Source organism: Nocardia kruczakiae NBRC 101016 (assembly GCF_001612965.1).
Taxonomy (GTDB): domain Bacteria; phylum Actinomycetota; class Actinomycetes; order Mycobacteriales; family Mycobacteriaceae; genus Nocardia; species Nocardia kruczakiae.
Genome location: NZ_BDBL01000042.1, coordinates 1 through 21,468, shown reverse-complemented (window position 1 = coordinate 21,468; position 21,468 = coordinate 1). Strand labels below are relative to the sequence as shown.

The 21,468-nt window shown below is 67.5% G+C and carries 21 protein-coding genes and 1 pseudogene; 13 read left to right on the top strand and 9 right to left on the bottom strand.

From position 1 onward, the window contains the following. Positions 1-794: cytochrome c oxidase subunit I (locus tag NK1_RS26735; RefSeq protein ID WP_218023180.1), on the bottom strand; the 794-nt coding region annotated here is incomplete at its 3' end. Positions 795-1,132: 338 nt separating this feature from the next. On the opposite strand from NK1_RS26735, the gene NK1_RS26725 reads away from it, so the two are divergent. Then, complete coding sequence (locus NK1_RS26725; RefSeq protein ID WP_063013056.1) at positions 1,133-3,682, top strand: ATP-dependent Clp protease ATP-binding subunit; 2,550 nt, start codon at positions 1,133-1,135, stop codon at positions 3,680-3,682. Positions 3,683-3,695: 13 nt separating this feature from the next. On the opposite strand, the gene NK1_RS26720 is transcribed toward NK1_RS26725, so the two are convergent. Both NK1_RS26720 and NK1_RS26715 read right to left on the bottom strand, forming a co-directional pair. Then, entirely contained in the window at positions 3,696-3,974 is a 279-nt protein-coding gene (locus tag NK1_RS26720; RefSeq protein ID WP_063906118.1) for a hypothetical protein, read from the bottom strand. A 78-nt stretch (positions 3,975-4,052) separates the two neighbouring features. After that, a complete protein-coding gene (locus NK1_RS26715) occupies positions 4,053-4,769 on the bottom strand; it encodes a TetR/AcrR family transcriptional regulator (protein WP_063013053.1) in 717 nt (238 codons plus the stop codon). 113 nt (positions 4,770-4,882) lie between these two features. Here NK1_RS26715 and NK1_RS26710 point away from each other — a divergent pair, with 113 nt between their 5' ends. Both NK1_RS26710 and NK1_RS26705 read left to right on the top strand, forming a co-directional pair. Next, positions 4,883-5,653 carry an SDR family NAD(P)-dependent oxidoreductase gene (locus tag NK1_RS26710; RefSeq protein ID WP_036498754.1) on the top strand — a complete coding sequence of 257 codons (771 nt, stop codon included), beginning with the start codon at positions 4,883-4,885 and terminating at the stop codon, positions 5,651-5,653. Between the two features lie 104 nt (positions 5,654-5,757). Beyond that, positions 5,758-6,240 (top strand): nuclear transport factor 2 family protein, encoded by a 483-nt coding sequence (locus NK1_RS26705; RefSeq protein ID WP_063013066.1) that lies wholly within the window; start codon positions 5,758-5,760, stop codon positions 6,238-6,240. Positions 6,241-6,252: 12 nt separating this feature from the next. Here the strand turns inward: NK1_RS26705 and NK1_RS26700 are convergent, their stop codons facing one another. After that, positions 6,253-7,320, bottom strand: coding sequence for an AraC family transcriptional regulator (locus tag NK1_RS26700; protein ID WP_245660837.1), 1,068 nt, complete (start codon positions 7,318-7,320; stop codon positions 6,253-6,255). A 9-nt stretch (positions 7,321-7,329) separates the two neighbouring features. Here NK1_RS26700 and NK1_RS26695 point away from each other — a divergent pair, with 9 nt between their 5' ends. Then, entirely contained in the window at positions 7,330-8,802 is a 1,473-nt protein-coding gene (locus NK1_RS26695) for a flavin-containing monooxygenase (protein WP_063013051.1), read from the top strand. Positions 8,803-8,824: 22 nt separating this feature from the next. Here NK1_RS26695 and NK1_RS26690 read toward each other — a convergent pair whose 3' ends face one another. After that, the gene (locus tag NK1_RS26690; protein ID WP_063013049.1) at positions 8,825-9,247 is read right to left on the bottom strand and encodes a PPOX class F420-dependent oxidoreductase; all 423 of its coding nucleotides are present in this window, start codon (positions 9,245-9,247) and stop codon (positions 8,825-8,827) included. Positions 9,248-9,397: 150 nt separating this feature from the next. Between NK1_RS26690 and NK1_RS26685 the strand changes: the two genes are divergently transcribed. The 3 genes and pseudogenes from NK1_RS26685 to NK1_RS35850 all read left to right on the top strand — a co-directional run. After that, positions 9,398-9,883, top strand: a complete 486-nt coding sequence (locus tag NK1_RS26685) for a methylated-DNA--[protein]-cysteine S-methyltransferase (protein WP_063013047.1) — start codon at positions 9,398-9,400, stop codon at positions 9,881-9,883. Beyond that, positions 9,873-10,616 (top strand): 2OG-Fe(II) oxygenase, encoded by a 744-nt coding sequence (locus tag NK1_RS26680; protein WP_063013046.1) that lies wholly within the window; start codon positions 9,873-9,875, stop codon positions 10,614-10,616. Before NK1_RS26685 ends, NK1_RS26680 begins: the two co-directional genes overlap by 11 nt. Continuing rightward, a pseudogene (locus NK1_RS35850) lies at positions 10,609-10,890 on the top strand (Ada metal-binding domain-containing protein); the annotation flags it as partial. The gene NK1_RS26680 and the pseudogene NK1_RS35850, both read left to right, overlap by 8 nt. 3 nt (positions 10,891-10,893) lie before the next feature. On the opposite strand, the gene NK1_RS35845 reads toward NK1_RS35850, so the two are convergent. Further along, complete coding sequence (locus NK1_RS35845) at positions 10,894-11,271, bottom strand: hypothetical protein (protein ID WP_030516063.1); 378 nt, start codon at positions 11,269-11,271, stop codon at positions 10,894-10,896. A 375-nt stretch (positions 11,272-11,646) separates the two neighbouring features. Here NK1_RS35845 and NK1_RS26670 point away from each other — a divergent pair, with 375 nt between their 5' ends. Continuing rightward, a complete protein-coding gene (locus NK1_RS26670) occupies positions 11,647-12,351 on the top strand; it encodes a VIT1/CCC1 transporter family protein (protein ID WP_063013044.1) in 705 nt (234 codons plus the stop codon). 25 nt (positions 12,352-12,376) lie between these two features. On the opposite strand, the gene NK1_RS34750 is transcribed toward NK1_RS26670, so the two are convergent. Beyond that, positions 12,377-12,550, bottom strand: a complete 174-nt coding sequence (locus NK1_RS34750) for a hypothetical protein (RefSeq protein WP_156055668.1) — start codon at positions 12,548-12,550, stop codon at positions 12,377-12,379. A gap of 118 nt (positions 12,551-12,668) precedes the next feature. After that, a complete protein-coding gene (locus tag NK1_RS26665) occupies positions 12,669-13,667 on the bottom strand; it encodes an acyl-ACP desaturase (RefSeq protein ID WP_063013042.1) in 999 nt (332 codons plus the stop codon). Positions 13,668-13,884: 217 nt separating this feature from the next. Here NK1_RS26665 and NK1_RS26660 point away from each other — a divergent pair, with 217 nt between their 5' ends. The 3 genes from NK1_RS26660 (at position 13,885) to NK1_RS26650 (ending at position 17,456) form a co-directional block, all read left to right on the top strand. Next, positions 13,885-15,129 (top strand): KasA/KasB family beta-ketoacyl-ACP synthase, encoded by a 1,245-nt coding sequence (locus NK1_RS26660; RefSeq protein ID WP_063013040.1) that lies wholly within the window; start codon positions 13,885-13,887, stop codon positions 15,127-15,129. Positions 15,130-15,224: 95 nt separating this feature from the next. Then, positions 15,225-17,093 carry a long-chain-fatty-acid--AMP ligase FadD32 gene (gene fadD32, locus NK1_RS26655; RefSeq protein WP_063013062.1) on the top strand — a complete coding sequence of 623 codons (1,869 nt, stop codon included), beginning with the start codon at positions 15,225-15,227 and terminating at the stop codon, positions 17,091-17,093. 162 nt (positions 17,094-17,255) lie between these two features. Then, positions 17,256-17,456, top strand: coding sequence for a hypothetical protein (locus NK1_RS26650; protein ID WP_062963520.1), 201 nt, complete (start codon positions 17,256-17,258; stop codon positions 17,454-17,456). A gap of 54 nt (positions 17,457-17,510) precedes the next feature. On the opposite strand, the gene NK1_RS26645 is transcribed toward NK1_RS26650, so the two are convergent. Then, complete coding sequence (locus NK1_RS26645) at positions 17,511-18,677, bottom strand: thiolase family protein (protein ID WP_063013038.1); 1,167 nt, start codon at positions 18,675-18,677, stop codon at positions 17,511-17,513. Between the two features lie 210 nt (positions 18,678-18,887). On the opposite strand from NK1_RS26645, the gene NK1_RS26640 reads away from it, so the two are divergent. Beyond that, the gene (locus NK1_RS26640; protein WP_063013036.1) at positions 18,888-20,402 is read left to right on the top strand and encodes a hypothetical protein; all 1,515 of its coding nucleotides are present in this window, start codon (positions 18,888-18,890) and stop codon (positions 20,400-20,402) included. A gap of 44 nt (positions 20,403-20,446) precedes the next feature. Beyond that, positions 20,447-21,286, top strand: a complete 840-nt coding sequence (locus tag NK1_RS26635) for a DUF72 domain-containing protein (RefSeq protein ID WP_063013060.1) — start codon at positions 20,447-20,449, stop codon at positions 21,284-21,286. Positions 21,287-21,468 lie beyond the last annotated feature (182 nt).

The window sequence follows — 21,468 nt, the reverse complement described above, 5'->3', positions numbered from 1 at the left end:
TGGCCGAAGTACCAGAACAGGTGCTGGTAGAGCAGGTTGCCGCCGGTGGCCGGATCGTAGATGTGTCCACCGAGATGACGGTCGTAGGCCAGCGCCATGAGCGCCGCGGTGAGGATCGGGAAAGCCAGCAGGACCAGCACGCTGGTGACCACGATGTTCCAGGTGAACAGCGGCATCCGGAACAGGGTCATCCCCGGTGCGCGCAGGACGACCACGGTGGTGAGCATATTGACCCCGCCGAGAATCGTGCCCAGACCGGAGACGGCCAGACCCAGAATCCACATGTCGCAGCCCACGCCGGGGGAGTGCACGATATCCGACAGCGGCGTGTAGGCGGTCCATCCGAAGTCCGCGGCGCCGCCGGGAGTGACGAATCCGGCGGTGGCGATCGAGGCGCCGAACAGATAGAGCCAGTAGCTGAGCGCGTTCAGTCGCGGGAACGCCACATCGGGGGCGCCGATCTGCAACGGCAGGATGCAGTTGGCGAAGCCGAACACGATGGGCGTGGCATAGAACAGCAACATCAGCGTGCCGTGCATGGTGAACAGCTGATTGAACTGTTCCGGCGACAGGAACTGCAGACCTGGCCGGGCGAGCTCGGACCGCATCAGCAGCGCCATCAGCCCGCCGACGAGGAAGAACGCCATCGAGCTGACGATGTACATCATGCCGAGCAGCTTCGGATCGGTCGTCGTGACGATCGACCAGATCTGGGAACCCTTCGGGGCGATCCGCCGGGGATAAGGCCTTACGGCTTCGATCTCGGCGGCGCCTCGAGACGGTGCTGTGGTCACAGTTCCTCCTCGAGCCCAACCATCTTCGAGTGTGGCACCGCGGCAAGATCAACGTGTTCGAATCCGCCCGGCATCGGTATGCGATCGGTGGTGACCTTCGGGACGGGGCCCATGCTCCCATCGATACCCACTTCGCGGCGGATGGATCGCCGGAAACGTCCACGTGGATCGCTGGAAAGTAACGGATGCATCGGCGACCTCCACGGAAAGGGGGGCCGAGGGTACGGTGGGACCCGACCGTTTCGGAGTGGTTCTGCGAGTGAGTGCGGCGATGCGGACCGTAGCTGTCCGTTCGCTCGCCGCTGCGACGACGAGATTCCGAGATACGAGGTGTGGACATGACCGCTGCCTGGCCCAGTTCGTTCAATTCCTTCGACGACCTGTTCAACCGCTTCTTCGGCCCCGGTATGGCCGCGCAGCCGCCGGTGCAGCGCATCGATCTGGGACGGCTGCTCAGCGACAGCGCCAAGGAGCTGATCGCGATCGCCCGGTCGGCCGCGCAGGACTGGGGAAATCCGGAGGTCACCGCCGAACATCTGCTCTACGCCGCCACTCAGGTCGAGCCGTCGCGCGGGATCATCGGCCAGCTGGGCCTGGATCCGGACAAGGTCGCCGCGCAGATGCGTGGTGCGGCCGGCAGTGGAGAGGCCACCGCGACCGCGGGCGGGCAGGTGGTGCTCGGACCCGGCGCCAAACTGGCCCTGCGCACCGCACAACGCAACGCCGCCGAGGCGGGATCCAGCTACATCGGCCCGGAACATATTCTGCTCGGCATCGCCGACAACCCGGAAAGCCCTGCCGTGCAGTCCCTTTCGGGCGCGAAACTGCCGGTCGCGGAGGGACAGAAGAAGCCCACCGACACTCCGACACTCGACGAATACGGCCGGGACCTGACCGCCGAGGCCCGCGCGGGCAAGGTCGACCCGGTCGTCGGCCGCGCCGAGGAGATCGAGCAGACCGTGGAAATCCTGTCCCGGCGGCGCAAGAACAATCCGGTGCTCATCGGCGATCCCGGCGTCGGCAAGACCGCGATCGTCGAAGGTCTGGCGCAGCGGATCGTCAACGGCGATGTCCCCAGCACGCTGGCCGATCGGCGGGTGGTGGCCCTCGATGTGGGCTCGCTGGTGGCGGGCAGCAAATATCGCGGCGAATTCGAGGAGCGGCTGACCAAGATTCTCGACGAGGTCCGCGAGCACTCCGGCGAACTGGTGTTGTTCATCGACGAGTTGCACACCATCGTGGGCGCCGGCACCGGCGGCGAGGGTTCGATGGACGCCGGCAATCTGCTCAAGCCGGCGCTGGCCCGCGGCGAACTCCATGCCATCGGCGCCACCACCGTCGACGAATACCGGCGCTACATCGAAAAGGATGCCGCCCTGGAGCGCCGCTTCCAGCCGGTGCTGGTCCCCGAACCGTCGGTCTCCGACACCATCGAAATCCTGCGCGGACTCAGCGACGTCTACGAGGAACACCACCAGGTGCACTACGACGACGAGGCGTTGGTCGCCGCCGCGGAGCTCTCGGACCGCTACATCACCGACCGGTTCATGCCCGACAAGGCGATCGATCTGGTCGACCAGGCCGGTGCCCGGGTCCGGTTGCGCACCCGCATGCCGGGCCCGGATCTGCGTGCGGCACAGGAGGAATTGTCGCGCCTCGAACGGGAGAAGGATGCCGCCGTCGCGGGCGAGGACTACGCCCGCGCGGACGAACTCAAGGGCGAGATCACCGCCGCCGAGGAGCGGATCGGCCACATCACCGCCGACGAGGCGCCGACGGTCACGCTCGACGACATCGCCGAGGTGGTGTCCAGGCAGACCGGAATTCCGGTGTCGGAGTTGACCGTCGAGGAACGCCAGCGTCTGCTGCAACTCGAGGACGTGCTGCACAAGCGGGTGATCGGGCAGGACGAGGCGATCGTGGCGGTCGCCGAGGCGGTGCGCCGCGCCCGGGCCGGGATGAAGGATCCGAACCGCCCGATCGGCTCGTTCCTGTTCCTCGGCCCGACCGGTGTCGGTAAGACCGAATTGGCGAAAGCTTTGGCGGAGGCGGTATTCGGCGACGAGGACCGGTTGATCCGATTCGACATGAGCGAATTCCAGGAGAAGCACACGGTGTCCCGGCTGGTCGGCGCACCGCCCGGATATGTGGGCTACGAGGATGCCGCGCAGCTCACCGACAAGGTTCGCCGCCAGCCGTATTCGGTGATCCTGTTCGACGAGGTGGAGAAGGCCCATCCGGACGTGTTCAACGTGCTGCTGCAGTTGCTCGACGACGGGCGCGTCACCGATGCCAAGGGCCGCACCGTCGATTTCAAGAACACCATCGTGATCATGACCAGCAATATCGGTTCGGATCTGATCCTGAAGGCCACCTCGGCGGAGCTCGACGCCATCACCCCACGACTGATGGAGCGGCTGCAACAGCACTTCCGCCCGGAATTCCTCAACCGCATCGACGAGACCATCGTGTTCCACCGGCTCGACCAGGAACAGTTGCGCCGCATCGTCGATCTGGTTCTCGACGGCCCCCGTCGCCGCCTGCGCGCTCAGGACATCGAGCTCGACGTCACCGACGCGGCACGGGATTGGCTGTCCGAGAACGGATATCAGCCCGAATTCGGTGCCCGCCCACTGCGCCGGACGGTACAGAAGCAGCTGGAGAACCAGGTGTCCCGGCTGGTCCTCGGCGGCGAGCTCAACCCGGGCGACACCGTACGCGTCGACGCCGACGAGTCCGGACTGATCGTCGCCGCGGTGGCCGGCTCCGGAGCCGAACGCTCACTCGACGCCTCCGTGAACGGCCAGAAGCCGAAGGGAAAGAAGGCGAACGGCAAGGCGGAAGCCAAGTCGGAGAAGAAGTCCGGAGCGAAATCCGGGAAAAGCTGATCCAGGAGCGCGATCAGTCCGGTACGCGTTCGGCGATCGTCAGCCGGAAGCGGAAGTCGCTCATCGCGCCGTCGACCACGACCACCCAGCCGTCGGCGGTGCGGTAGCGCGTGCGGCGGCGCGGGCTGAGCGGATGGTGGGGGCGATAGGTGCGCGAGAGCTCCTCGGCGAGCCGTTCGGCATCGGACCGATCCGCTCCCGCCGGGTGGATCGAGGACAACTCCCACTGCCGGTAATCCTTCGAGGCGCCGACCTGCTCCTCCACCAGCACATGCCAATTCCCGGTGTTCATGGACTCATCATGCGGCAGTTGGGCGCGGCCTCGCGCGTCGTCGGCGGCGGATCGCACGGGCCGGCGCCGCGGCGACGGTCAGCCCGACGCTGTCGGATCCGCGGGGGCTTGCGCATAGACGCCGGCGGTGAGTTCGCGCATACATCTGACCACCAGAGGAGCGGGGCCGCCCGAATGTGTTGTAGTCGAAGGTATTTCGTCGATCGCGCCGACATGGGCCCGCGCCTGCGCCGGGCCGTCGTCGTCGGCCCATTGCTCCAGTCCGATGCGGATCGCGCCGGCGGCCGCGGCGGCAAGCGCTCGCAGACGCAGTCGATCGCTGTCCGGGGACAGCTTCGTCAGCAGCTCCAGCAGGGCGTGCTCGCCGGTGAGGTTGACCCGGAACCAGACCGCGCGCAGGGCCGTATCGTCGGCCATCGCGCGCAACAGGCCGCGGGTGATGTCGAGTTCGTCGCGGTCCACCACGGTCAGGGCGCGGATCGCGGCGATTTCCAGTTCCGCGATGGTAGGCAACCGGTCCGGTCCGTCGCCGAGGATGTCCAGCCAGCGAGACGCACCCGCCGACAGCATCGGTTCCACGGCATCCTCTTTGGTACGGCAATAGCGATAGAAGGTGCGCAGGCCGACGCCGGAGGCGGCGGCGATCTGCTCGGCGGTGACCGCCGCGGTGCCACGTTCGGCGAACAGGCGGGCGGCGGTGTGGGCGATCTCCATCCGGGTCGCCGACTTGCGTCGCTGGGCCAGGTTCGGCCGCGGCGATGCGGTGGCGGACGGGCCGGTTCTCGACTCGGGCATGAGTCACCTCCTGTCCGCACAGTCTAAGCGCGATTTGTCACTCTGGCACAACGTGCCACTCAGGCGTAGTGTGTCAATCGAACGTCAAAATCGCAGTTGAGGAGAGTTTCGCAATGGAGCGTTTCGCAGATCGCCGAGTTCTGATCACCGGCGCCGGATCCGGTATCGGCCGCGCCACCGTGCATCGCATCCTGTCCGAGGGTGGCACCGTGGTGGCCGCCGACGTCAGCGAGGCGGGCCTGGCCGAAACCGCGAAACAGGCTGCCGAGAAGGGCAGCGCCGATCGGCTGACCACCGTCACGATCGACATCTCCGACGAGTCCTCGGTGCAGGCCGGGGTCGCCAAGGCCGTGGAAACCCTGGGCGGGCTGGACGCGCTGGTCAACGCCGCCGGCATTCTCCGTTCGGCGCACACCCACGAGATGCCGCTGGCCGACTGGAACCGCATCATCACCACCAACCTCACGGGCACCTTCCTGATGATTCGCGAATCGCTGCCGGCGCTGCTGGACAGCGGTCGCGGCGTCATCGTGAACTTCGCTTCCACCTCCACCTACTTCGCGCACCCGTACATGGCCGCCTACGCCGCGTCCAAGGGCGGCATCATGTCCATGACCCATGCGCTGGCCTCGGAGTACTCCAAGCAGAACCTGCGCGCGGTGGCCGTGGCGCCCGGCTCGATCTCGAGCGATATGACCGACGGCCGCGGTCCGGGACTGCCCGAGGACGCCGATTTCTCGCTGTTCACCAAGCTGATGCCGATGCTCGGCCAGGGTTTCGCCTCGCCCGACACGGTCGCCGGTGTGGTGGCCATGCTCGCCTCCGACGACGGCGCCTTCATCACCGGCACCGAGGTGCGCATCGACGGCGGCACCCACGCCTGATCGGCCCGAATCGGTCCGGGCCGTCCCGGTCAACGGGAAAGCCCGGACCGAAACAGAAACCTGTTCTATTGTGCTGGCGGGGCCGATACCAGGAGGTGACCGCGATGGATCTGGTTGCGTTGGAAGAGATTCGTGCGTTGAAATACCGCTATCTGCGGACGCTGGATCTGCGGGAGTGGGACGAGTTCGCCGATACCCTCGCCGCGGACGCGGTGGCCGACTACGGCTCGCCCTCGGGCGGTGGACCGCTGCAGTTCCAGGGCCGCGACGCCATCGTCGGCTATCTCAGCGGCGCGATGACCGGCACCATGATCACCTCGCACGTGTGCAGTCACCCCGAGATCGCGGTGGACGGGGACTCCGCCTCCGGCAGTTGGTGCCTGGAGGATACGGTCATCGTTCCCGAACACGGGATCATGATTCGCGGCGCCGCGTACTACCGCGACACCTATCGCCGGGAATCCGACGGCCGCTGGCGCATCACGAGCACCGGATATCAGCGCAACTACGAGGCGATGATTCCGCTCGCCTCGATCCAGGGCTTCACCATCACCGCCAGCCGCTGGGACCCCAGCGTCACGCACTGAGCCGACGGCCGCTCAGGCTCGGGCGGCGCGCCGGATCGCGGTGGGAGTGCTGTCCCACCAGCGGCGCGCGCAGCGGGTCAGGGTGGCCTGTTCGGCGAGGCCGAGCAGTGAGGCGATCTGGCTCATCGGCAGATCCGTCGTGGTCAGATAGCGCCGCGCCTCACTGCGGCGCACATCGTCGACGATGGCGGCGAAGCTCGTGTGCTCGGCCGCCAGGCGGCGCTGCAGCGTGCGCGGATGGATCGTCAGAAGCCTTGCCACCGAATCGATCTGGGGGGCGGTCGTACCCAGCAGTTGCTGCACGGCGGCCCGCACCCCCGGCACCGTCGAGGCGCCGGTGTCGCCGGCCTGTTCGGCCAGGAACGCCACCGCCAGCCGGCGCAGATTCGCATCGCCGCCCGCGATGGCGCGCGACGTGAGATTGCTCGGCAGCCGCAGCATCGCCGCCGGTCGCTCGAAGCGCACCGGGACGCCGAAGAAGTTCTCGTAGGTCGCGCGCGAACCCGGCGGGCGGTACGGCAGCTCCACCGAGCGCAACCCGTACGGGCCTTCCACCAGCCGGATCAGTGTGCGATGCAGGAATCCCAGGCCCAGGTCGGTGCCCTGGACGGGTTGTGGAAATCCGGGTTCGACGCCGTAGCGCAGGGCCGTCACACCGCGGTCGCCGTAGGGATCCGGTTCGATGGTCAAGCTCAGCGAGCGCGCGTGCACGAACAGGTAGCGCGAGGTGCACTCCAGTGCATCGGCCAGGGTGGGGGAGCTGCGGATGGCCAGGGCGAGCGGTCCCAGCATGCCGAGGTCCTGCCGGGCGGCGATCCGCAGGCCCAGATCGGGACATCGCAGCCGGTCGGCGGCGATCTCCAGTACCAGCGCCATCGCCTCGTCGGAGACCAGCAGGTCGTCGGCATCGAGGGCGGCGATCGGGTAGCCGGCGGCGGCCGCGTATTCCTCCGCATTTCCCCCGAGTTCGGCCACGGTCGCGCGGAAACCGCGCAAACCGGCCGAGCGGATCACCGACATGTCGTCCAGAATCAAATACTTGTCGTGCAAAGTCAAGAATGCCCGGGAACGAACCAGCACACTGGAACCATGACCGCAGCTGGTGAATATGTCGATGTCGTCATCGTGGGCGCCGGTCTGTCCGGAATCGGCGCCGGTTACCGAGTGCAGACGGAATTGCCCGGAAAGTCCTATGCGATTCTCGAGGCGCGTGAGGCGCTGGGCGGCACCTGGGACCTGTTCCGATACCCGGGCATCCGTTCCGATTCGGATATGTTCACCCTCGGCTACCCGTTCGAGCCGTGGCGCGATGCCAAATCGATCGCCGACGGTCCCTCGATTCTGCGCTACATCACCGAGACGGCACGCCGCCACGGGATCGACAAGCATATTCGCTACGGCACCAAAGTCGTTGCGGCACAATGGTCCAGCGCCGAATCGCGCTGGACGCTGACCCTGCGGCAGGGTGATGCGGAGCGCACACTGAGCTGTCGCTTCCTCTATTCGTGCTCCGGCTACTACGACTACGACCAGGGGCACGCCCCCGAATTCCCGGGCGTGGAAACCTTTTCCGGCACCATGGTGCATCCGCAGTTCTGGCCCGAGGATCTCGACTACGCCGGCAAGAAGGTCGTGGTCATCGGCAGCGGCGCCACCGCCGTGACGCTGGTTCCGGCGATGGCCGAACAGGCCGAGCTGGTGACCATGCTGCAGCGTTCACCGACCTGGATCTCCGCGGTCCCCGGCCGGGACAAGCAGGCCGACAAGATTCGGGAACTGCTGCCGGCGGGCTTGGCGCACCGGGTGATCCGCACCAAGAACATCCTGTTCAACGTCGGTTTCTACCAGTACTGCCGGCGTCGCCCGCAGGCCGCGCGCAAGCTGCTGACCGGGCTGACCACTCGCATTCTCAAGGACGAGAAGCTGGTCGCCGAACACTTCACCCCGGAGTACAACCCGTGGGATCAGCGGCTGTGCGCGGTGCCGGATGCCGACTTCTTCAAGGCGATGCGTAAGGGCAAGGCCGAGGTGGTCACCGATCACATCGACGCCTTCGTGCCCGAGGGGATCCGGCTGAAGTCGGGCCGGGTGTTGCCCGCCGACATCGTCATCTCGGCAACCGGACTGAAACTGCTCGCCTTCGGCGGTATCGCGCTGGAGGTCGACGGTGAGCCGGTGAACCTGTCCGAGCGGTTCGTCTGGCAGGGGACGATGCTCACCGGCGTCCCCAACTTCGCGGTCTGCATCGGCTACACGAACGCGTCGTGGACGCTGCGCGCCGACCTGACCTCACGGCTCGTGTGCAAGGTGATCGCCCATATGGACCGGCGCGGATACGAGGCCGTGGTGCCGCAGCCGCAGGCCGAGCTCACCGAACATCCGCTGCTCGACCTCGCCTCGGGCTATATCCAGCGGTCCATCGGCGACTTCCCGCGCCAGGGCGACCGGCATCCGTGGAAGGTGCGCCAGAACTACCTGCTGGATTCGGCCACGACCATGCGCACGAATCTGGACAAGACACTGCAGCCGGTCCGGCGCACAGCGGTGCTGTCGAACGCCTGAGCGCGGCGCCGGACCGGTCCGTTCAGCTCGCCCAGGGGCCGACCCCGCCGATCTTGTCGATCCGTACCCGGGTCAGCAATCCCGGCGGGGCGTCGGCGGGCGGGAAGTTCAGTCCCGGTGCGGCCAGCACGGCGGCCAACTCCTTCAACAGTTCGGGCGCACCGCCCTCGACGATGCGCGCGGTGCCGGTGACCGACAGATACGGGCGCATGAACTCGCTCGGCTGATCCGAGACGATGGTCAACGCCACGCGCGGATCGCGGCGGACGTTGCGCACCTTCAGATAGTCGCCGAGGTGTGCGCTGACCAGCTCGTCGCCCTCGGGAGTCGACCGCAGCGCCACCCAGACGACGGAGATCTGCGGGCTGCCGTCGGCATTCAGGGTGACCAGGGTCGCGTTGGCGCCGGCGCCGACGAATTCGCGCGCGGAATCGGGAAGTCGCATATCCGCTCCGACGCCCGCGCGAACCGTTTCATTCCCGTGGTATCCGCCCGCGCCGCGCGGCCGGGACGCGATGTCTGATTTCCGCCGGTATTCGATCCGGGGCTCCGGCAGATTGGGGCTCGTACGGATCGAATACCGAAAGGATCAGCAATGACGGTCTACACGACGACGGCGAGCCCGCTCGGTGAGCTGATGCTCGTCGGCGAGCCGCGCCCGTCCGGTGTCGCGCTCACCGCCCTGTCCATCGCAGGCGGGAAAGGTGGTGCAGCGCAACCGAATTGGATCGAGGATCACGCACCGTTCGCCTCGGTGCTCGACCAGCTCGACGACTACTTCGCCGGGCAGCGCACCCGTTTCGAACTCGACTACGCGGTCGAAGGTAGTGAATTCCGGCGTCGGGTGTGGCAGGCGCTCGACGACATCCCGTACGGCCGCACGGTGACCTACGGCGACATCGCCGCCCGGGTCGGTGCGCCGCGGGCGGCGGTGCGGGCCGTCGGGTCCGCGATCGGCGCCAATCCGGTTCTGATCGTGCGGCCGTGCCATCGGGTGATCGGCGCGAACGGCCGCCTGACCGGCTATGCGGGCGGGATCGATCGCAAACGGCAACTGCTGGAGCTCGAACATGCCGCGTGAAAGTCGCCCCGCACCGCCCGTTCCGGGCCTGCCGTTCGGCGCTCGGGTGGATGCGCAGGACTGGACGCGGATAGCGGACGAACTCGATGAGCATGGATACGCGCTCAGCGGATGCCTGCTGAGCGCCGACGAGTGCGGTGCGCTCGCGGCGCTGTACACCGAGGACGACCGCTTCCGCTCCACCATCGAGATGTCGCGCCACCGTTTCGGGTCCGGCGAGTACCGCTACTTCACCCACGAACTGCCCGCGGCGGTGTCCGAGTTACGTGCCGCGCTGTATCCGAAACTGCTGCCCATCGCGCGGAACTGGGCGCAACGACTGGGCCGCCCCGGTTCGTGGCCGGACGCCCTCGACGACTGGATCTCCCAGTGTCACCGGGCCGGCCAGATTCGCTCGGCACAGATCTTGCTGCGCTACGGCCCCGGCGATTGGAACGCGCTCCACCGAGACCTCTTCGGCGACATGATCTTTCCGCTGCAGGTGGTGATCGGGCTCGATGCCGCCGGCTCGGACTACACCGGCGGCGAATTCCTGATGGTCGAACAACGCCCGCGCGCCCAATCCCGCGGCGCGGCAGTCGCTCTGCCGCAGGGGCACGGGCTGGTCTTCACCACCCGGGAACGCCCCGTACGGTCGGCGCGCGGCTGGTCGGCCGCGCCCATGCGCCACGGTGTGAGCGTGGTGCGCAGCGGGCATCGCCACACTCTGGGCCTGGTTTTCCACGATGCGTGAGGAATGCGGCGCGGCCGGGATTGCGGCGCGGGATTACCTACTGCTCGACTCGGACGCCGTGCCGTACCGCAGCCCGATCGCGGGCACCGTCGGCGGCCATCGGCGTCAGCGCATCTACGGGCGGCTGGACTGCCCGGCGGCACTGCGCGCACTGCGTCGCGGCAATTACGCCGCATACCGGGTGTTCTTCGCCGACGAGGCCACCGCCGTCGCCGCCGGATATCGTCCGTGCGCGCGGTGTCTGCCGGAGGCGTATCGGCGCTGGAAGTCCGGGCGTTCAGATGCTGCGCTGCCGCCGCCGGATCGGCGGCCGGGGCGGACCGATGTGCCGGTGCACCAACTGCAGGGCGGCCAGCAGGATCAGCGAGAATCCGGTGGACAGATAGTCCTCGGTCAGCACGCCGAGGACCGCCAGGCCGCCGAAGACCGGTAGTTCCAGCCACGAGCACCAGGCCAGTAGCCGGAGCCGGGAGGCGTGGGAATCGAGCCAGGCCAGTCCGTCGTCGACGATGTCGGCGGCCGTGTCGAACTCGACCAGCCCGTCGCCCACCTGCACGAACCGATGTACCGCCTGCTCGCGACTGATCCGCCCCAGCCACACCTCGTCGATGAGCCGCTTACCTTCGACCGCAACTTCCGTGACGACCGCGTCCATTCTGCGCCAGTCCCTTTCCAGTTGGTCTCGCAAAGTGTAAGCGCCGAGCGCCGCAATCACCCCGCAATCCGGCCCTCCCAACGCTGGGTGGCGCGACACGGGCGGTCCCGGACCGTCCGCGCGCCAGGGTCGATCGACGCGAATCGGACAGTGCCGCAGCTCGCCCGGCTCTCGCGAGAAGGCGGCACCGAAAGTCTTGGCGACGAACGGAATTCGGTACCGCCGACATTGATCGAGTGCGCGTACCCGCTTTTCGAAATAAGGTATGGAATACCTTCCTGTGCAATGGTTTACCTAAATTCGGACAGCCTTTCTTTGCTGGCGGAGAAAAGGCTGCCGAGTTATTTTTGTCCGGTGCAAGCGGATACGACGGTAATGGAGAGTGTGGTCCGGCCGGAAACTCACGGCCCGGGTTTGTCGGTGCGACTGAATTGGCTGCGGGCCGGGGTGCTGGGTGCCAACGACGGAATCGTCTCCGTCGCAGGGGTTGTCGTGGGTGTGGCCGCGGCCACAACGTCGACGACGGCGATCGTCACCGCGGGCGTCGCCGGACTCGCCGCGGGCGCGGTATCGATGGCGCTGGGGGAGTACGTGTCGGTGAGCACCCAGCGCGACAGCGAGCGCGCGGTGCTGGCCGTGGAACGGCGCGAACTCGCCGAGGACCCGGTGGGTGAACTCGCCGAACTGGCCGCCATCTACGAGGGCAAGGGTCTGACGCCGGCCACCGCGTGGAAGGTCGCCGAGGAGTTGACCGCCAAGGACGCGTTCGCCGCGCACGCCGAGGCCGAATTGGGAATCGACCCGAGCGAGCTGACCAACCCGTGGCATGCCGCCCTGTCGTCGGCGACCGCGTTCACCGTCGGCGCCCTGCTGCCGCTGCTGGCCATGCTGGTACCCGCGGCGATCCGGGTTCCGGTCACCGCGGCGGCGGTTCTGGTGGCCCTGGCCGTGACCGGCGCCGTCGGCGCCCGGCTCGGGCAGGCGCCGGTGCGGCGCGCGACGATTCGCGTGCTGGCGGGCGGTGCGCTGGCGATGGCGACGACCTACGCGGTCGGCCATCTGGTCGGTATCGCGATCTAGCGAGCGATCGGGGCGGCAGGCGAAATCAGCGGTTCCGGAACCGGTTTCCCACGCGCAGCCGGTCCATGACCGCGCGCATCTTGGCTTGCCGGTGCGGATCGCCGATCCGGAATTCGACGTGCACGACGGGATGGGATGCGTCGATCAGCGCCACGGTTTCGCGGTCCGTGGAGTGAGCAGCGCGGGGTGAAGCGGTCATAACTCCCAGTGTGCACCCGCGGCTATTTTCTGGCAATGTGTTCTGCCGCTCTGTTGCTTTCGAAACCCAATCGAAATGCTCGGGGATGCAGTCGCTTACACCCGCGCGCCGCCGCCGCTCACGGCCGGGAGCCGACCAGGTCCCGTTTGCGGGCCTCCCGGGCCAGCGCCCGGTCACGCTGTTCTTCGAAACGCGCACAATCGTTTCGCAGTTTCTCCAGGAATTCCCCGAGAGTATTGCGCGCCCGGTCGCCGCGTGCGGTGAAGTCGTTGCGATCGAACACATTCCACTTGCGCAACACCGGCATCACCACGTCGTCCAGATGCTGGCGCAGATCGTAGATTCCGTGCTTTGCCATCAGCACGCCGTTGCGCCGCCAATCCGGCATTCCGGCGCCCGGCATCTGGAAATTGCACACGATATCGGTAATCGCCTCCAGCGCCTGGTCGGGCGCCAGATCCAAAGCCGCCGCGCACATATTGCGGTAGAAGATCATGTGCAGGTTCTCGTCCGCCGAGATGCGCGCCAGCATGCGGTCGGCGACCGGATCCTCGCAGACCTTGCCGGTGTTGCGGTGGGAGACCCGGGTGGCCAGTTCCTGGAAGGTCACGTAGGCGACCGAGTGCAGGAATCCGGTGTCGGCCCGGTCCATCACGCCGGCCTGGTCGCTCTCGCGCACGAGTTTCATCGCGTCGTAGCCGTTGGTCATGTGGACCATCCGGGCCCGCTCCAGGGCCACGGGGTCGACCGCGCGGGTGACGACCAGATAGTCGCGAATTGCGATGCCGTGCCGGTTCTCCTCGGCCGTCCAGCGGCCCACCCAGGTGCCCCAGGCGCCGTCGGCGGAGAAGTTCTCGGCGATCTCGCGATGGTAGGACGGCAGATTGTCCTCGGTGAGCAGATTCGTGACCATCGCGGCGCGAGCGACCTCGCTCAGCCGTGACTGGGCGGGGTCCCAATCGGTTCCGCCGAGGGCGGCGAAATTGCGTCCCGTGTCCCACGGGACGTAGTCGTGCGGATGCCACGTCTTCGCCATCGACAGATGTCGATGCACGTTGCTCTCCGCCACGGGCTCGAGTTCCAGCAGCAACTCGAGTTGGGTGAGATTCCTGACCACGGTGTTGCCCTTCCTCGTTGTGGATCGCCGTGCGACGCTGCGGGAAGAAACCGGTACAGTGCAGTCACGACCGGGTTGCCAGGTGGCACTCAGGGCTGTGCCGGTCGTGTTCGCCTCGCTAATGTAGCCGCTCCACCGCCACCGTTGTCGCTCCAGCTTGTATTCGCCGCAGTGTTGCCCCTGTTCTGCAGTGTTGCCTGTCGAAAGTGAGCCGAGAATGACGGTTTCCAGCCGTATGCGCTACCGCGACGTCGTCGTCACCAGCCTGGCCGCGACCACGTCCATCGCCGGTGATGTCGACTCCACGTGGAAGGGACTGTTGAACGGCGAGAGCGGAATCGACGTACTCGACGACGGTTTCATCGACCAGTTCGAACTTCCGGTTCGCATCGGCGGTCACCTCCAGGTCGTTCCGTCCACCGTGCTGAGCCGCGAGGAGGCCCGCCGGTTGTCCTACGTCGAGCAGATGGCGCTGGTGCTGGGGCGCGAGGTGTGGCGCAACGCCGGTGCGCCCGAGGTCGATCCGGAGCGGCTGGGCGTCTCCATCGGCACCGGGCTGGGCGGTGCGGAAGCGCTCATCGACGTCAAGGACAAGATGGCCAACGGCGGATATCGCCGGGTCAGCCCGCTGGCGGTGCAGATGATCATGCCCAACGGCGCGGCCGCGGTGGTCGGGCTGGAATTGGGTGCCAAAGCCGGTATCGCGACCCCCGTTTCGGCGTGCTCCTCGGGGTCGGAGGCCATCGCCAACGCATGGAAGATGATCGTGATGGGCGATGCCGATGTGGTGGTCACCGGCGGCGTGGAAGGGTCGATCCAGGCGGTGGCGATCGCCGCCTTCACCATGATGCGCGCGATGAGCACGCGCAACGACGATCCGAAACGCGCCTCGCGCCCGTTCGACACCGATCGCGACGGGTTCGTCTTCGGTGAGGCCGGCGCGATGATGGTGCTCGAATCCGAGGAACACGCCCGGGCCCGCGGCGCCACGGTGCACGCCCGGCTGCTCGGCGCCGGTCTCACCTCCGACGGTTTCCACCTGGTGGCGCCGGATCCGGACGGTAAGGGCGCGGCGCGGGCCATCGCCCGCGCGCTGCAGACCGCCGGATTGTCGAAAACCGATGTGGCCCATGTGAACGCGCATGCCACGGCGACACCGATCGGTGATACCGCGGAGGCCCGTGCCATCGCCGCGGCGGTCGGTAGCCACGCCTCGGTCTACGCGCCGAAATCGGCGCTGGGACATTCCATCGGCGCCGTCGGGGCGCTGGAATCGGTGCTCACGGTGCTGTCGATCCGCGACAGCCTCGTTCCGGCCACGCTCAACCTGGACAACCAGGATCCGGATGTCGATCTGGACATCGTCAAGGGCGAGGCCCGGCCCGGGAGGATCGACTACGCGGTCAACAATTCCTTCGGATTCGGCGGCCACAATGTGTCGTTGGCCTTCGGCCGGTACTGAGTTGCCCGGCCGGAGCCCCGCCGAGGGCGGGCTCCGGGCTTTCGTTCCTGCGTGACTGTTCGTGCGTGACGTACGTGCGTGAAAAGGATGAGGGAATGATCGGCGAGACCTTCGATGACTATCTGGACGAAGACGGCAATATCGCCATCCTGGGCGATGCGACCCTGATCGATTTCGTCGACAAGCACAGTGCGGCGAACGGGGACGAGCTGGCCTACCGCTACATCGACTATTCGCGCGAGCGCGACGGTGAGTACCACGAGCTCACCTGGCGCCAGTTCGGTGCGCGGTTGCGGGCGGTGGCGGCCCGGTTGCAGCAGGTGACCCGGCCGCGGGACCGGGTGGCCGTGCTGGCGCCGCAGGGCCTGGACTACGTCGTGGCGATGTTCGCGGCGGTGTACGCGGGCAATATCGCTGTGCCGCTGTTCGACCCGGAGGAACCCGGCCACACCGACCGGTTGCACGCCGTGCTCGACGACTGCCGGCCGACCGCGATTCTGACCACGAGTTCCTCGGCGGGCGGGGTGCGGGAATTCTTCCGCGGCATGCCGGCCGGGCAGCGTCCGCGCATCATCGCGGTCGACGCGATACCCGACAGCGTCGGCGCGGGCTGGACCCAACCGGACATCACCATCGACAGTGTCGCGTATCTGCAGTACACCTCCGGCTCCACCCGCACGCCCGCCGGCGTGGAGATCACGCACCGCTCGGTCGGCACCAATCTGCTGCAGATGATCGACGCGCTCGGGATCGACGAAACCGCCCGCGGCGTCACCTGGTTGCCGCTGTTCCACGATATGGGCCTGCTGTGTGTGATCCTGCCGGCGATCGGCGGCAAGTTCATCACCATCATGTCGCCGAGCGCGTTCGTCCGGCGGCCCTATCGCTGGATCAAGGAGCTGGCCGCCGCCTCCGACGGCGCCGCAACCTATGCCGCCGCACCGAATTTCGCCTTCGAGCACGCCGCCGCGCGGGGGCGGCCGAAGGCGGGGGAGCACCTCGATCTGTCGAATGTGATCGGCCTGATCAACGGCAGTGAGCCGGTGTCGGTGTCGTCGATGGCGAAATTCAACGACGCCTTCATGCCGTACGGATTGCCGAAGACGGCGATCAAACCGTGTTACGGGATGGCGGAGGCCACCCTGTTCGTGTCGGCCACCCGGCGCGAGGACGCCGCGCGGGTCGTCCACGCCGACCGCACCCGGCTCAACGCCGGGCAGCTGGTCGAGGTCGACCCGGATGCGGAAAATGCCGTGGCACAGGTGTCCTGCGGATATGTGGCGCGTTCGCAGTGGGCGGTGATCGTGGACGACAACGGCGCCGAACTGCCGGACGGCCGGGTCGGGGAGATCTGGCTGCACGGGGAGAATATGGGCATCGGCTACTGGGGCCGTCCCGAGGAGACCGAGGCGACCTTCCACAACCGGCTGCGCGCCCGGCAGGCTGCCGGCAGTCACGCCGAAGGCACTGCGCCGCAAGCAAATTGGATGAGCACCGGCGACTACGGCGTGTATCACGACGGCGAGTTGTACATCACCGGCCGCGTGAAGGATCTGGTGATCGTCGACGGACGCAATCACTATCCGCAGGATCTGGAGATGTCGGCACAGGAGTCGTCGACCGCACTGCGGCCGGGTTTCGTGGCCGCCTTCTCGGTGCGCGGTGACGAACTGCCCGCCGACCTCGCCGCCTCCGGGTCGGGGGGCGAACATCTGGTGATCGTGGCGGAACGGGGAAGTGGCGCAGCCAAACTCGACGCGGGTCCGGTGGCGGAGGTAGTGCGGGCGGCGATTTCGGCACGCCACGGGGTGACGGTGCGCGAACTGCTCCTGGTGCCGGCCGGGTCGATTCCCCGCACATCGAGCGGCAAGATCGCCCGACGTGCTTGTAAGGCCGCGTATCTGGCGGGAACCCTGCGCGGCGGCCATCGGCAGCAGGCGTTCCCGGATGTCTCCGACGAGTAGCCGAGGCGGATCGGGCGAGCGGATTAGGTGAGGCAATCCTCGTGTGCCCGTTGAGATGTCCTCTGGGCACCGGATTGTCCGGTACTTGTCCGTCGGCAACGGCCCGCTATGGAGTTACCGTGTAGCTACATCAACATGTAGAACCGGATATGGGGCAATGTCATGGAGTTGTCTACCGATTATCTCATTGTGGTGATGGCACATTCGGCGCCCACCCGGCCGTTGACCGTGGAACGTGCACACCAGGTGATGCAGTTGCACACCGATTGTTCGACCGACGGCTGTGGTATCAAGCAGGCGGCGTTCGACGCGCTGGTAACCGCCGGGCATATCGTGCCCGACAGCTGCCGGCACCGCGGGTAGCGTGCGTCGGTCGGCGTCGGGGACGCCGACCGGCACACGTGATCCGCTCGATCCTCAGAGCCGTTCGATGACGGTGGCGTTGGCGAGCCCACCGGCCTCGCACATCGTCATCAGGCCGTAGCGGCCGCCCGACTGTTCGAGGTGGTTGACCAGCGTCGCGAGGATACGGACGCCGGAGGCGCCGAGCGGATGCCCCAGCGCGATGGCGCCGCCGCGGGGGTTCAGCTTGGCCGGGTCGGCGTTCAGTTCGCGCGCCCACACCAGCGGAACCGGCGCGAAGGCCTCGTTCACCTCGTAGGCGTCGATGTCGTCGATCGACAGACCGCCACGGGCCAGCACCTTCTCGGTGGCGGGGACGACAGCGGTCAGCATCAGCAGCGGGTCGTCGCCGGTGACGGCGAAGGAGTGGAAGCGGGCGCGCGGGCGCAGGCCGAGGGCGGCGGCCTTCTCCTCGCTCATGATCAGGGCCGCGGAGGCGCCGTCGGTGAGCGGCGAGGAGTTACCCGGCGTGATGGACCACTCGATCTCCGGGAAGCGGGCCAGATACTGGTCGTCGGCGAAGGCGGGACGCAGACCGGCCAGGCCCTCGACCGTGGTGGTCGGACGAATGGTCTCGTCGGCCTGCAAGGTTCCGGCCGCGACGATCTCGCGATCGAATCCGCCCGCCGCGGCGGTTTCGGCGGCCAGCCGGTGCGACCGAGCCGCGAATTCGTCCAGGGCGGCGCGGTCGAACTTCCAGCGTGCAGCGATCACCTCTGCCGAAATACCCTGCTGGACAAGGCCTTCGGGGTAGCGATGAGCGATCGGGCCGCGGTTGGCGTCGGCACCCTGGCCGTTGGAGAACATCGGGACCCGCGACATCGACTCCACGCCGCAGGCGATGGCGATGTCGTAGGCGCCGGCGATCACGCCCTGCGCGGCGAAGTGCGCGGCCTGCTGGCTGGAGCCGCACTGGCGGTCCACGGTGGTGGCGGGAACGGCCTCCGGGAATCCGGCCGCGAGCACCGCCGTGCGGGCGATGTTGAACGCCTGTTCCCCGCTCTGGGTCACACAGCCGGCGATCACGTCGTCGACCAGCGCCGGATCCAGGTCGTTGCGTGCGACCAGGTCGGACAGCACTCCGGCCAGCAGGGTGGCCGGGTGGACCCGGGACAGGCCGCCGCCGGTTTTTCCCTTACCGGACGGGGTCCGGACGACATCGACGACGACTGCCGTGGTCATAGCCACTCCGATCGATCAAAGTTACTCGAGGTTCTTCTATAAGTTAACACCGATTCGCTTCTTTTCCGAGAGTGGGCCCGGTTTGCGGGCGCGCTGCGGCGCGGCTCGCGGATGTCGTCGGCTGCTGCGCGGTCCCCGGATGTGGCAGACTCGGCACGGCACGATGCGGCCGGTCGACGACCGTATGCGGAAGGTGATGCGGGAGTTGGGATGGCGAGTGCGCTGAGCGCGATCGAACAGCAGGTGGCCGACCACAGAAGGGCTGCCGCTCAGGAACGAACGGCCGAGGCCGAACTCCGCCTGGCGACGTCGCTCTGCGAGCTGGCCAGGGCCTGCCTGGACACCAAGGCCGAGGGCGCCGACCGCGACCGCGCGCCCGCCGCGCTGGAACCCGCCCAGGAGGCGGTGCTGATCCGGCTGCACTGGCTGACCGCCGGTCATGTGACCGCGCAGTTCGCCGGGCAGGTCACCGAGGCGCTGCGACTGTTCGAACAGGCCGCCCGCACCATCGGCCATCGTGAACTGGCCACCGCGACCATCCGGCAGGCCTGCGACGCGTATCACCAAGTGGCGCAGAACTATCCGATGGCGGCCGGAGTGTGCGCCGACGGTCTGTCCAAATGCGGGGTGTGGCTGTGCCGGCTGGATCCGGAGTCGGCGGTGGCGGCCAGTGCCGAGGCGGTGCGCATCCGCGCGGGCCTGTTCGCCGCCAATCCCGAGCAGGCCGGGCGCTATCTGGCCAGCCTGAACATGCTGCTGCGCACGCTGATGATCGGCCGCGGGCGCAAACAGGCGCTGGCGACGTATCGCGAACGGTATTCCGCGTGGACCACGCCGGAGATGACGACCCGGCTGCGGGAGACCTCGATCGACGAACTCGAGTTCACCAGCAAAACCCATGCCGCCCTGGTGAAGTTGGAATGTCCGACGCTCGAGCGGGCCGGGTATCTCACCCAGCAGCAGATCCTGTACCAAACCGCCGGTGATCTGACCACGATCGAGGAGATCAACTGGAAGCTCGGCCTGGTCGGGCTCAAACCCCTCGCCGCCGGTGCGCTGGCGGATCCGCCGTCCAAGCCGATGGAGATCGCCACCTCCTACGGTGCGTTGAGTGTGCGCTGTGCCGCCGCCGACGGGGTGGCCCGGGTACGCGCGGCCGTCATCGAGGCCTATGCCGCCGACGGCGCGCAGCCGGTGGACAGCAGCGCCTTCGCCGGAGTCGGCGAAACCCATTGGCATATGCCCGATCCCGCCCTCAACACCGCTGCGAACCTCGGTGACGACGTGGTGCTGCTGCAGCGCGCGGGCAGCTGGGTGCATGTGCTGAGCCTGTTCTGGGAACTCGCACCCACCGGCAAAAACCCTCTGGCGCTGCGGCTTTCGCGACAGTGGCCGGTGCTCGCGGTCAACACCATCGAGAATCTGACCTACGAATTGTGCTGGTACGCCGACGGTGCCGCCCGGCAGTTCGCCGCCCTGGGCCGACCGGCCGGACAGGAGCCGCTGGACGAACCGCTGGCGCCGTTGGATTTCGCGATGCTCGCCGACTACGGCGCCGACTACGCGTCCGAAACCCAGGTTCGTGCCGCGTTCGGCAACTCAGGCATGTTCGCCAAACTGACCAACCTGCCCGCCAGCGGTATCCGGCAGGCCGGGCAGGCGCGTGCCCTGGCCGACTACGGCGACCAGATCCTGTTCTTCCGCGGCGGCGCACCGCAGAGCTGATCCGCCGCGCGGTGTTGTCACCGCCGGCGGATACCGTCGACACCATGACACTCTCGGTCGGATGCGCGCAGTGGACGCACGAGGCGTGGCGCGCGTATCAGCCGGATTCGCGGCGGCGCCTGGGCGGATATGCCCGGTACTGCACCGCGGTGGAGGGCAACACCACCTTCTACGCGACGCCGAATCCGGCCACCGTGCGGTCGTGGGTGGAACAGACTCCCGAGGACTTCCGCTTCGTGCTGAAGTTGCCCAGAACCATCACCCACGAGCGCCGGATGCGCGGTGCCGAAACGGAATTGGCGGAATTCCTGCGCGCGGTCGAACCACTCGGTCCGCGCATTCACGCGCTGTGGGCGCAATTGCCGGCCTCGTTCGGGCCGGACGATCTCGGCGTGCTCGCCGGACTGCTGCACCGCTTGCCGCGCCGGTATCGCTGCGCGGTCGAGGTGCGCCACCGCGCCTTCTTCACCGACCACGAGGCCGCCGACCGGTTGGAGTATGTGCTGGAACGTGTCGGCGCCGAATGGATTCCGTTCGACACCACCACCCTGTTCGCCGCGCCGCCGCGCAGCCCCGGCGAATACGAGGCGAGCGCGAAGAAGCCGCGGCTGCCGCGCCGCCTACGCGCATTGACCGACCATCCGATCGTGCGGTATCACGGCAACGACGATATCGAGGCGACCGTCGCCGGCTGGCGGCCGTGGCGCGATCTCGTCGTCGAGTGGTTGCGCGAGGGACGCTCACCGACGGTCTTCGTTCACACTCCGGACAATGCGGATTCGTTACTGCTGGCCCGGCGGTTCTACGATGACGTGCGGTCCGCCGGCGCGGAGCTTCCGGCCCTCGCGGATCCGGCACCGATCGAGCCGATGACCTTGTTCTGAGGAAATGAACGACCGCCCTACGCCCTCTGTATACGCTCCGAATCAACTCCACCATCGACGGCCGAACCGAAACAGGGCTTGGAAATATGACCACTTCGACCACCCGGGAGCCGGCGGCGCAGGCGGCCCCGGGCCCCGCGCCGAGCACGCTCTCGCATCGGCAGATTTTGACTATTTTGTCT

Bases quoted from the DNA above. Each gene is read 5' to 3' on its own strand.
- NK1_RS26725 (WP_063013056.1), top strand. From the start codon at position 1,133: ATGACCGCTGCCTGGCCCAGTTCGTTCAATTCCTTCGACGACCTGTTC.
- NK1_RS26720 (WP_063906118.1), bottom strand. From the start codon at position 3,974: ATGAACACCGGGAATTGGCATGTGCTGGTGGAGGAGCAGGTCGGCGCC.
- NK1_RS26715 (WP_063013053.1), bottom strand. From the start codon at position 4,769: ATGCCCGAGTCGAGAACCGGCCCGTCCGCCACCGCATCGCCGCGGCCG.
- NK1_RS26710 (WP_036498754.1), top strand. From the start codon at position 4,883: ATGGAGCGTTTCGCAGATCGCCGAGTTCTGATCACCGGCGCCGGATCC.
- NK1_RS26705 (WP_063013066.1), top strand. From the start codon at position 5,758: ATGGATCTGGTTGCGTTGGAAGAGATTCGTGCGTTGAAATACCGCTAT.
- NK1_RS26695 (WP_063013051.1), top strand. From the start codon at position 7,330: ATGACCGCAGCTGGTGAATATGTCGATGTCGTCATCGTGGGCGCCGGT.
- NK1_RS26690 (WP_063013049.1), bottom strand. From the start codon at position 9,247: ATGCGACTTCCCGATTCCGCGCGCGAATTCGTCGGCGCCGGCGCCAAC.
- NK1_RS26685 (WP_063013047.1), top strand. From the start codon at position 9,398: ATGACGGTCTACACGACGACGGCGAGCCCGCTCGGTGAGCTGATGCTC.
- NK1_RS26680 (WP_063013046.1), top strand. From the start codon at position 9,873: ATGCCGCGTGAAAGTCGCCCCGCACCGCCCGTTCCGGGCCTGCCGTTC.
- NK1_RS35845 (WP_030516063.1), bottom strand. From the start codon at position 11,271: ATGGACGCGGTCGTCACGGAAGTTGCGGTCGAAGGTAAGCGGCTCATC.
- NK1_RS26670 (WP_063013044.1), top strand. From the start codon at position 11,647: ATGGAGAGTGTGGTCCGGCCGGAAACTCACGGCCCGGGTTTGTCGGTG.
- NK1_RS34750 (WP_156055668.1), bottom strand. From the start codon at position 12,550: ATGACCGCTTCACCCCGCGCTGCTCACTCCACGGACCGCGAAACCGTG.
- NK1_RS26660 (WP_063013040.1), top strand. From the start codon at position 13,885: ATGACGGTTTCCAGCCGTATGCGCTACCGCGACGTCGTCGTCACCAGC.
- fadD32 (WP_063013062.1), top strand. From the start codon at position 15,225: ATGATCGGCGAGACCTTCGATGACTATCTGGACGAAGACGGCAATATC.
- NK1_RS26650 (WP_062963520.1), top strand. From the start codon at position 17,256: ATGGAGTTGTCTACCGATTATCTCATTGTGGTGATGGCACATTCGGCG.
- NK1_RS26645 (WP_063013038.1), bottom strand. From the start codon at position 18,677: ATGACCACGGCAGTCGTCGTCGATGTCGTCCGGACCCCGTCCGGTAAG.
- NK1_RS26640 (WP_063013036.1), top strand. From the start codon at position 18,888: ATGGCGAGTGCGCTGAGCGCGATCGAACAGCAGGTGGCCGACCACAGA.
- NK1_RS26635 (WP_063013060.1), top strand. From the start codon at position 20,447: ATGACACTCTCGGTCGGATGCGCGCAGTGGACGCACGAGGCGTGGCGC.